This is a genomic window from Kitasatospora sp. NEAU-69 (assembly GCF_057158765.1).
The window spans coordinates 16,864-28,039 of the sequence record NZ_JBWXUE010000010.1 but is presented as its reverse complement, the minus strand read 5'-3'; the positions used below and the strand labels follow the sequence as shown (position 1 = coordinate 28,039).

Annotated in this window: 4 protein-coding genes; 3 read left to right on the top strand and 1 reads right to left on the bottom strand. The window is 72.3% G+C overall.

Annotated elements, in window-relative coordinates; all coding sequences use genetic code 11:
• Positions 1 to 193 precede the first annotated feature (193 nt).
• Both AC060L_RS13630 and AC060L_RS13625 read left to right on the top strand, forming a co-directional pair.
• On the top strand, positions 194 to 955 hold the full coding sequence (locus AC060L_RS13630) for a VOC family protein (RefSeq protein ID WP_483798963.1): 762 nt from the start codon (positions 194 to 196) through the stop codon (positions 953 to 955).
• 174 nt (positions 956 to 1,129) lie between these two features.
• Positions 1,130 to 2,635: a multicopper oxidase family protein gene (locus tag AC060L_RS13625; protein ID WP_483798962.1), complete on the top strand. Its 1,506-nt coding sequence runs from the start codon at positions 1,130 to 1,132 to the stop codon at positions 2,633 to 2,635.
• A gap of 15 nt (positions 2,636 to 2,650) precedes the next feature.
• Here the strand turns inward: AC060L_RS13625 and AC060L_RS13620 are convergent, their stop codons facing one another.
• Positions 2,651 to 2,908: an alpha/beta fold hydrolase gene (locus AC060L_RS13620; protein WP_483798961.1), complete on the bottom strand. Its 258-nt coding sequence runs from the start codon at positions 2,906 to 2,908 to the stop codon at positions 2,651 to 2,653.
• A 427-nt stretch (positions 2,909 to 3,335) separates the two neighbouring features.
• Between AC060L_RS13620 and AC060L_RS13615 the strand changes: the two genes are divergently transcribed.
• Complete coding sequence (locus AC060L_RS13615) at positions 3,336 to 11,132, top strand: DNRLRE domain-containing protein (RefSeq protein WP_483798960.1); 7,797 nt, start codon at positions 3,336 to 3,338, stop codon at positions 11,130 to 11,132.
• Positions 11,133 to 11,176 lie beyond the last annotated feature (44 nt).

Sequence of the window (11,176 nt, the reverse complement as noted above, 5' to 3'; positions counted from 1 at the left end):
GCTGTTGCGCGCCGGTGACGCTCACCTCCACCGCACGGTTACGGCCCCCGCACGCGGGCGCGGCGGCTCGGTGAGGTCCCTCGGCGGGACCGCCCGAGCACACTCTGGTGTGTCGAGTGGCAACCGCCCCCGGGCGGGGATTGGATGGGAGCCCTACCCCTTCGCACGGACGAGACGAGGAACTGCGTTGAAGGTGATCGGAAACCTCCCGGGTGCTCCGTGTTGGGCGCAGCTGAGCGCGAGTGATCCTCGGGCGGCCCAGCAGTTCTACGGTCGGCTCTTCGGCTGGACCGCCGAGACCGACCCGGATCCCCAGTACGGCGGCTACACGACCTTCTCGCTCGGTGGCAAGCCCGCCGCGGCCGTGGCCCCGCTGATGAATCCGCAGCAGCCCGTCATGTGGCTGCTCTCCTTCGCCACCTCGGGCGTCGACGCCGCGGCCGATACCGCCAAGGGTGCGGGCGCCCAGGTGTGGATGGGGCCGATGAACATCGGCGACAAGGGCCGCTGGGCACTGCTGAGCGACCCGACCGGCGCGCCGTTCGCCCTGTGGGAGGCAGAGACGTTCAGCGGCTTCGGCGTCGCGGAGGAGCCCGGCGCCCTCGGCTGGATCGACCTGTCGACCCGGGACGTCGCCGCCGCGGTGGGCTTCTACCAGCAGGCGCTCGGCTGGCAGGTCCGGCCGAACGACGTGTACCCGATGGTCGGCATGTCGGACACCATGTTCGGCGGAGTGATGCAGATGGGCGAGATGTTCCCGCCCGAGATCCCCTCGCACTGGAACCCGTTCTTCCTGGTCACAGATGTGGATGCGACCGCCACCGAGGCGGCCGGTCTCGGCGCCGACGTGATGCACGGCCCCGTGGACGTCGAGATGGAGAACGGTCCCCGTCTCGCCGTCATCCGCGACCCGCAGGGCGCCACCTTCGGCGTCTTCGCCCCGCGCGCGAACTGACCGTTCCACTGCCGGGCGGTGTGCCTTCCGCGCAGCCCAGGCCGAGTCGATCCGGATTGCAGGCTCATGGGAGAAAACGGCGGAATCCGCCGTCGATCGGTGCTCAAGGCCATCCCCGTCGCCGGTCTCGCGGCGACGCGCGGCGGGAGCCCGGCCGGGTGGCACGCGGTGCCGATGTCCGCACCGTTTCCGCAACCGGCCGTGGCGGTCGCGCGGCCGGTGCCGGGCTCGGCCTCGCCGGTTCTCGACCAGAGACTCGACGTCCGCTTCACGGGCGTCTCCATCCCGGGCTACGGCCCTGCCACCACGCGCACCTACAACGGGGCGATCCCGGGGCCGACCCTGCGCCTGCGTGGCGGGGACACGCTACGGCTGATCCAGGTCAACGGCCTGCCGCCCAACCCACCCCATCAGGGCGGCCACAACACGCCGCACCACCCCAACAGCTTCAACCTGCACACCCACGGGATGCACGTCTCCCCCTCCGGCAACGCCGACAACGTCCTGCGCGAGTTCGCGCCGCGCACCGCCGACGAGGCCGCGGCCGGCGCCGCGGAACCGCGGTACACGACGACCATCCACGTCCCGGCCGACCACCCCGCCGGCACCTACTGGTACCACCCGCACCTGCACGGAGCCACCGCCGAGCAGATCGTCGGCGGCATGACCGGTGTGATCATCATCGAAGGCGATGTCGACGAGGTCCCGGAGATCAAGGCGGCCGCCGACGTCGTCCTCTGCGTGAACGAACTCAAGCTCAAGGACGGCCGGGTCCCCGCGTTCACCTCGGGCAACTGGATGACGGGCGTCCCGTCCACCTTCACCGTCAACGGCACGGTCAATCCCACCCTCACGCTGCGCCCGGGCGAGGTCCAGCGCTGGAGGCTGGTGGCCGCCACCGCATTCACCGCCCTGCGGCTCACGGTCACCGGGAACGGCGGCACCATGACGGTGCACCAGATCGCGCAGGACGGTGTCACCTTCGGCGCACCGGTGGAGCGGGAGCTGGTGGAGCTGGCCATGGGCAACCGCGCCGACCTCCTGGTCCGGGGTGCTCGGCCCGGCAGGTACGAACTCCGGGCCGAAGCGGTCCCCGGACCGCTGATGACGATCGAGGTGACGGGCCCGCCCGTCGAACCGCCCATGGGGCTGCCCGCCCTCCTGCCGCCGGGCCGGCCGTTCCTCGACGAGAAGGACATCGTCAACCCCGCCGCCGACCGGCAGGTCGTCTTCCACGCCGACCCCGGCGTCTTCGCCGGTGCCTTCCCCAACGCCTTCCGCATGCTGGGCAGCAACGCGACCCCCGCGGCCGACCCCGGCGGCGATCCCACCCGCGACCCGGCTTACGGCCTGTTCGACCCCGACTACACCAACCACACCCTGCGCCTCGGCACCGTCGAACGCTGGACCGTGCGCACCGACGAGACCATGCCGGCGTTCGACCACCCCTTCCACCTCCACACCAACCAGTTCCTCCTCACCCACCGGAACGGCCGACGGCTGGACCCGCCCGTCTGGCACGACACCGTCGGACTGGCCGGCGGCACACCCGGCCAGTCCGCCACCTTCCTCGTCGAGTACCGGCACTTCACCGGCCGCGCCCTCGCCCACTGCCATCAGCTCCACCACGAAGACCTCGGCATGATGCAGACCATCGACTACGTCACGGACGCCTGGTGAGGCCTCCTTCGTTCATCAGGCCTTCAGGAACGCGAGGATGTCGTTGTTGAGCTCGGTGGCGTGGCTGACGTACAGGCCGTGGCCGCCGGTGGGGTACTCCCGGTAGGTGCAGCCGGGGAGCAGTTCGGCGGTGCGGCGGCCGGTGACGTCGATCGGGGCGGAGAAGTCGGCGGCGCCGTGCACGACGAGCGCCGGCACGGTGACCCGGCGCAGCGCCTCACGGCTGTCGTCGGTCAGCTTCGTGAACGGCAGGATCGCGGCGAGGAACACCACGCGTGCCGCCCGGTCGCTGCCATGCCGCGCGAGGGGACGATCGGCTCGCCGGTCCCGTGGTCCTCGTAGGCGAGCCGGGTGCCGTCGTGGGTCTCGAAGAACATGGTGTCCCCTCCGTCTGCGGGTGCCGTTGCGGCGCCGGATCACTGGTGTACCGAGGACGTTAGGCGGGCGGCAGGCCGGAGGCATCTGTCATCCGTAGGTAGCCGGCAGCGGCAGAGCCGGTCCCGGCGCGGGACTGCCACTCAGTCATATCGGACGTATCCGGCAATATCTGACGAACAGCCGCCCTCCGTTGCCGATTCGAGATCAGATCGAAAGCTCATCGCATCTCTTGACGATCACTTTGCCTTTTCTTTAATGAGAGATTGATGAGGATCTTTACCTGATCACTACCTTGACTTTGATTGACCATAGGAGAAGCTCGATGCTTCGACCGTTCCGGGCCTCGCCGGCGACAGCCGGCGGGGCCCGCACACTGCGTCACGCGCGCCGGATAGCCGGGGCGCTGACCCTGACCCTGGCGCTGGAGGCCGGCGTCACACTCGGTGCGCTGCCGGCCCAGCAGGCCACGGCCGCACCCGCGACGGCCCCGGCAGCCCCGGCAGCCCCGGCATCGCCGACCGTGGAGGCGCCTGACGCCTCGTCGGCCCTGCTCGCGGCACGGCTCCAGGGCCACCGGGTGGAGGTCGCCGGGGAGCGCACCGAGAACGTCACGGTCTGGGCGAACCCGAACGGGACGATGACCGCCGAGCGTGCCACCGGGCCGATCCGGATGCGGGCCGGCGAGGGCTGGGTGCCGGTGGACACCACGCTGGTCGAGCGGCCGGACGGGAAGATCGCGCCCAAGGCGCACCCCGAGGGCCTGGTGTTCGAGGCCGGCGACGCCGCGGTGAAGGTCGGGGATCCGGCCCCGGCCCCGGCCCCGGCTCCCGCGACCGACCCGGCCCCCACCCGCGCCGCCCGGGCACTGGCCCGCCCGCTGCTGGCGGCTGACGCCCCGGCGGCCGCTCCCCCGGCCGAACGCCCCCTGGTGCAGCTCGGCGACGACGGCCACCGGATCGAGCTCGGCTGGCTGGGCCGGCTGCCCAAGCCGAAGCTCGACGGCAGCACCGCCACCTACGTGGACGCCCGCCCGGGCGTGGACCTGGTCCTGCAGGCCACCCGCACCGGCTTCGAGCAGTTCCTGGTGGTCAAGGACCGCAGCGCCGTCAGCCAGGCGGGCACCATCGCGATCCCGCTGGACACCAAGGGCCTCGAGGTCTCCCGCAAGGACGACGGCGCGATCGAGCTGATCGACCCGGCAGCCGGGCGCAGCGTCGGGCGGATCCCGGCGCCGGTGATGTGGGACGCCGCGGTCGATCCGCCCTCGGGCGAGCACCTGCACCGCGGCCCGGTCACCATGGAGCTGCGCGGCCAAGGCGCGGACGCGGAGCTGGTGTTCACCCCGGACGCCGGCTTCCTGGCCGACCCGAAGACGCAGTACCCGGTCACCGTGGACCCGGTGGTGGACCTCGGCGCGAGCTTCGACACCTTCGTGCAGAGCGACACCAACTCCGACCAGTCCGCCGCCACCGAGCTCAAGCTCGGTACGTACAACGGCGGTTCGGTCAAGGCCAGGTCGTTCCTGCACTTTCCCGGCGCCGCGTTCAACGGCAAGCACGTGCTCAGCGCCAGCCTCAACCTGTGGAACTTCCACTCCTCGTACTGCCTGCCCAAGCAGTGGGAGGTCTGGGCCGCGCAGTACGCCTCCACCGGCAGCCGGTGGAGCAACCAGCCCGGGCTGATCAGCCGTTACGCCGTCTCCGACGAGACCCGTGACATCGACACCGCCGACACCCACCAGTGCGCGAACCCGGACGGCAGCGCCTGGGTCAAGGCCGATGTCACCAACCTGGTCCGGGACTGGGCCGGCATGAGCGCGGCCCAGTACGCGCTCGGCATCAAGGCGGTGGACGAGAACGACTCGTACACGTGGAAGAAGTTCAGCTCGGCCGAGGGCAACGCGCCCCCGTTCCTCTCGGTCACCTACAACACCGTGCCGGCCACCCCCACCCCGGTGGACGTGCTGCCCGCGCAGCAGGGCAACCCCCGCTACACCACCTCGGCCACCCCCACCTTCTCGGTGCTCGCCAGTGACCCGGACGGCGGCCAGGTCGGCGCCAACATCGATCTGTGGCGCGCCGGTTCGTTCGTCAAGAGCGTCTACCGTGAGGGCCCGAGCGGCACGTACCTGAAGGCGACCCCGGCCGACTTCGGGCTCGCCCGGCTCGACGAGGGCGTCTCCTACTCGGTCTTCGCCCGGCTCTGGGACGGCACCGACTACTCGGGCTGGAGCCAGGCCACCACGCTGGTCGCGGACACCGTCAAGCCCGGTGCCCCGTTCGTGACCTCGGCCGCCTACCCCGCCGACGGACTGTGGCACGGCGCGGCCGGCCAGGGCGGCGCGTTCACCTTCACCCCGGGCGGCGACAGCGGCGACCTGGTCGGCTACGTCTACACGACGGACGGCGGCGCGCCGGTCACGGTGACCGCGACCGCGGCCACCTCGGTCACCATCACCCCCTCGGCCGACGGCCACCGGGTGCTCAAGGTGCAGGCGAAGGACCGGGCCGGGAACCTCTCCGAGCCGACCGGCTACGCGTTCCAGGTCGGCCGGGCAGGCCTCAGCTCCCCGGCCGAGGGCGCGCAGGTCGCCAAGCGGGTCAAGCTCTCGGTGGACGCCCAGAGCGACTTCAAGCGGGTGGTCTACCAGTACCGCCGCGGCCCCGGCGCGACCGAGTACAACGTGCCGGCCGCCAACCTCACCAAGGCCGACAACACGCCCGTCACCGACGCCCGGCCGCGCCTCGCCGAGCTCGGCCCGTTCGCCAACTGGACGGTCGTCGACACGCTCGGCCAGAGCGGCGGCGTGGTCCAGGTCCGCGCCGTGCTCTACCCGGAGGACGGCTCCGGCGGCGGCTACCCGACCGGCTGGAACACCATGACGGTGGACCGCAACGCGGACGGCGCGGCCGGCGCCGCCGCCGGCCCCGGCTCGGTCAACCTGCTCACCGGCGACTTCTCCACCACCGCGACCGACGCGAGCGCGGCCGGCATGTCGGTCACCCGCAGCGCCTCCTCGCGCGGCGCCGACCGCGGCTGGCAGCCGCAGGGCGAGCGGCTGACCGCGAACCAGCGCCAGGTCTCCACCGACCTGGCCGGCTTCACCGCCGGCCAGGCGACGCTGGCCCGCTCCACCGCGCGCGGCCACGACAACTCCACCGACTCGCTGCTGGTCACCCCGGCCGCGAGCGGCTGGGACTCGTTCGCGGCGCTGGGCCCCGAGTACACGCTGGGCCAGGGCATGAAGCCCGGGCACACCTACCGGCTCACCGGCTGGATCTACGTGCCGGGCGCCAGCGGACTGGACACCAGCGCGCTGCCGAACCGCGGCCTGCGGCTGGTCGGCGTCTACAAGAGCGGCGGCAGCTACGGCGAGGTGGCCTCCCCGAAGGCCGGCTTCACCGACGCCTGGCAGCAGCTCTCGGTCGAGCTGACCGTGCCCAAGGACGCCACCGAGGCCTGGTTCCGGCTCTACAACGGCTTCCCGGCCGGCTCCGGCAAGGAGGTCTACTTCGACGACCTGTCGCTGAAGGAGCTCCTCGCGCCGTTCGGCCCGCAGTGGGCCGGCGGCCCGGACGCCGGCAGCGGCTCGGACTACCGCTCGCTCTCCTTCCCGCAGAGCGACCTCGCCGAGATCAAGCTGAACGACGACTCCGTCGTCACCTTCGCCAAGGGCACCGACGGCGCGTTCTTCCCCGAGCCCGGCGCCGAGCACCTGGCGCTGAAGGCCACCGGCGCGACCGGCGGACCGATCGTCAACTCCGCCGGCCAGTGCCTGGAGGTGCCGGCCGGTGACGCCCGCAACGGCGTCACCCTTCAGCCCGCGCTCTGCAACGGCAGCACCGCGCAGCAGTGGACCCGCGGGGACAACCAGACGCTGCGCGCGCTCGGCAAGTGCCTGGACGCCCCCGGCACCGCGGACGGCACCGCGCTGATCCTCTACGACTGCTGGGGCGGCAACAACCAGAAGTGGGACGTGCGGGCGGACGGCGCGGTCGTCAACGGCCAGTCGAACACCTGCCTGGACATGTACCGCGGCGCCTCGGTCTGGGGCTGCTGGGGCGGGGCCACCCAGAAGTGGCAGGTGCTCACCAACGGCGCCACCTTCACGCTCTCCGACCTGGACGGCAGCGCGACCGTCTTCGCCACCCAGCCCGGCTCCGACGTCTACCAGGCGATCAGCGAGACCGGCCCCGAGGCCGGCTCCACCACCCGCTACTCCTACCAGGCGGTGGACGGGCGGGCGCTGGTCAAGCGGGTCATCGCGCCGGTCGAGCCCGGCATCGACGACGCCAACCACTGCTCGGTCGACCCGCTGCCGCGCGGCTGCGACGTGCTCGACTACGACTACGCGAGCGCCACCACCGCCGTCCCCGGCACCCCCGGTGACTTCACCGACCGGGTGCGCGCGGTGAAGGTCTGGTCGTGGAACCCCGACACCGGCAAGCAGGAGGCCGTCGAGGTCGCCCGCTACGCGTACGACGAGCGCGGGCGCCTGGCGCAGGTCTGGGACCCGCGCCTGGCCACCCCTCTGACGACCACGTACGGCTACGACGAGGCCGGGCGGGTCACCCGGATCGGGCCGGCGGGCGAGCTCCCGTGGGACCTCGACTACGGCAAGGCCGCCGCCGACCAGGACCCGGGCCGGCTGCTGAAGGTCCGCCGCGCCGGCCTGGCGCCGGGCAGCAAGGACCAGGTGGACGGCGAGACCGCGACCCGGGTCGTCTACGAGGTGCCGCTGACCCGCGGCGCCGGCGGCCCGTACGAGCTCTCCGGCCCCGAGGCCGCCAAGTGGGCGCAGAGCGACGCGCCGACCGACGCGACCGCCGTCTTCGGACCGGAGGACGACCCCGGCACGCACACCGCCTCCGCCACCGCCCCCGGCCCCGACGGCTACCGGCCGGCCACCGTGCACTACCTCAACGCCTCCGGCAACGAGGTCAACACCGCCACCCCCTCGATCACCGCGGGCGGTGACATCGACACCAAGGAGTACGACCGCTTCGGGCACGTGGTCCGGGTGCTGGAATCCGCCAACCGGTCCATCGCGCTCGGCACCCACCCCGACACCGACCGCTTCGCCGCCGAACTCGGCCTGCCGGCCGACTCCGCGGCGCGGGCCCGGCTGCTGGACTCCCGCACCGCCTACTCGCCGGACGGGGTGGACGTCACCGAGACGATCGGGCCGCTCTACCGCGCCGTCCTCGCCGAGGCGGTGACCGGCGCCAGCACACCGGCGCAGGTGATCGCCGAGGGTGAGGCACTGCCCCAGCTGGGCTCGACCGCGGTGCTGAACGTCCAGCGCGGCGACACCAGTTGGGTCGGCAACGGCGGCTGGTCCGGCGGCGCGCAGATCATGCTGGCCGGCAAGAAGGCCGGTGACAGCGCCACCTTCCAGGTGACCGTGCCCGAGGAGGGCGACTACCTGCTCTCGGCGCGGCTGACCAAGGCCGCGGACTACGGCATCGTGCGGTTCACGCTCGACGGCACCGACCTGGCCGGCACCTTCGACGGCTACAACTCCAGTGTCACCACGGCCCCCTGGGCGGCGGGGCGACCCGTCGCGCTCTCCCGCGGGGAGCACCGGCTGACCATGACAGTCACCGGCAGCAACCCGGCCGCCGCCGCACCGTACTTCCAAGCCGGCCTCGACACGCTGACGTTGACCAAGACGACCGTCAACCCCTCACTCCCCCAGGGGGCTTCGGTCCTGGCCCGGGACCACAACACCAACACCTACGACGAGGGCAAGCCGGACGGCCGGGCCTACCACCTGCTCACCACCAGCACCGACGGCGCCCGGCTCGACGGCTACGCGGACGACGTGGAGCTGCGGGTCACCAGGAACGGCTACGACACGCCGATCGGCGGCACCCCCGGCTGGGTCCTGCGCACGCCCACCTCGGTGACCACCGACGCGCTCGGCGCCAAGCTCACCACCACCACCCGTTTCGACGCCGCGGGCCGCACCGAGGAGAACCGGCCGCCCGGCGCCACCGAGTCCGATCCCCGCACGGTGCGCAGCAGTTACTACACGGCGGGGGCGAGCACGGCCGACCCGCAGTGCGGCGGCCATCCGGAGTGGGCCGGGCAGCCCTGCCTGACCTCGCCCGGCGGCCCGGTCGCCGGCGCCGACACCACGCGGATGCCGAACACGCTGGCGACCCGCCAGGTCGTCCGGTACGCCCGCGACGGCGGCGTCGCCGAGGTGCTGGAGCGCAATGCGGGCAAGAGCCGGCGCACCGTCACCGAGCGCGACGCGATCGGCCGGGTGACGGGCAGCGAGACCACCGGCGACGAGGGCCGGGCCCTGCCCAAGACCGTCACCGAGTACGACCCGCGCACCGGCGCGGCGGTCCGAACCACGGCCGGCGGCACCTCGCTCACCCTGGTCCGCGACGCGCTCGGCCGCGTGATCTCCTACACCGACGGCAACGGAGCGAGCACCACGACCGAGTACGACCGCTACGGCAAGCCGACCAAGGTGAGCGACCCGACCGGTTCCACCAGCTACGGCTACGACCGGGCCAAGGAGCCGCGCGGCCTGCTCACCTCGGTGCGGGACAGCACGACCGGCGAGTACACCGCGCGGTACGGGCCGGACGGCCAGCTGGTCGAGCAGACCTACCCCGGCGGGATCGTCCGCAAGGACACCCTGGACGCGACCGGCAAAGCGACCGGCCGCAGCTACAGCCGGGCCTCGGACGGCGTGACCCTGTGGTCCCAGGCCAACGTGTACTCGACCCAGCGCCAGCTGGCCGCGAGCACCACCGGCGGCGGGACCAAGGCCTACCGCTACGACCGCCTCGGGCGGCTCATCCAGGCCGAGCAGAGCAGCACCGCGAGCGGCTGCACCACCAGGAGCTACTCCTACGACCAGCACTACAACCGGCTGACCAAGGCGACCGCGACGGCCGCCGACGGCAGCTGCACCGCGAGCGCCAACGCCGCCGTCGAGAACCACGGTTACGACGCCGCCGACCGGATCACCGATCCCGGCTACCAGTACGACTCGTTCGGCCGCACCACCAGGACGCCCTCGGGACTGACGAACACCTACTGGGTCAACGACCTGGCCGCCGGCCAGGAGAGCGCCGACGCCCGGCAGAGCTGGGCCCTCGACCCGGCCGGCCGCTTCACCGGCTTCACGCTCGCCACCCGCCGCCCGGACGGCCAGTGGACCGACACCGCCGGCCGCCTGAACCACTACGGCGACGAGTCCGACGAGGTGCGCTGGGTAGTGGAGGACACCGCCTCGGGCCGGTGGACCCGCAACGTCTCCGGTCCCGACGGCGACCTCGCAGCCACCGCCGGGCAGGGCGGCGAGGTCCGGCTGCAGCTCACCGACCTGTTCGGCAGCGTCGTCCTCAGCACCGACCCGGGCCTGACGAAGCCGCTGCTGACCGAATTCGACGAATTCGGGATACCGGATCAGGCGAGCCAGGGAACGCGCTACGGCTGGCTCGGCGGAAAGCAGCGCTCGGCCGAGGCACTGGGCGGCGCGGTACTGATGGGAGTGCGGCTGTACGACACCGGGACCGGGCGATTCCTGACGGTCGATCCGGTGGCCGGCGGAAACGCCGGACCGTACGAATACACCTTCGCCGATCCGCTCGACAACTACGACCTGGACGGCCGGGTCAGTTGCGGCTGGTGCAAGAAGACCTGGAATTCCGCGAAGGCCAAGGCGAATTCGGTCAAGCAGGACTGGGGCCGCAACTGGAAGCACAAGGCGGTCAACATGGGAGTCGGCGCACTGGCCGCGACCGGGGCCGGCCTGTGCGTCGCCTCGGTGGCCTGCGGCGGTGCGATGGTGCTGGTCGGCGGGGCCTCGCTGTTCGCCGGCGGCATGGCCGGGCACTACGCGGTCTCGACCAAGGCCGAGCGGCGCCAGGGCGTCGGCAAATGGGCGCCGTCCACCGCGAGCTCGATCGTCAAGGGAGCCGCCTGCGGCGCGCTCTGGGGCCGCGGCTGCGCCACCGGTTTCGGCCGCGGCGCCGCGGCCAAGTGGGGCGCGAAAGCCCGTATGGGCGGCGGCTCCACACCACTCCTTTACAATGCCCCGAGGAGTAGCTGGGGCGGACGAATCGGGGGCTGGCTGAAGAACTTCTTCCGCTGACAGCCGGTCTGGAATACCGGGTGGGGCCGGGGGAATTCCCCGGC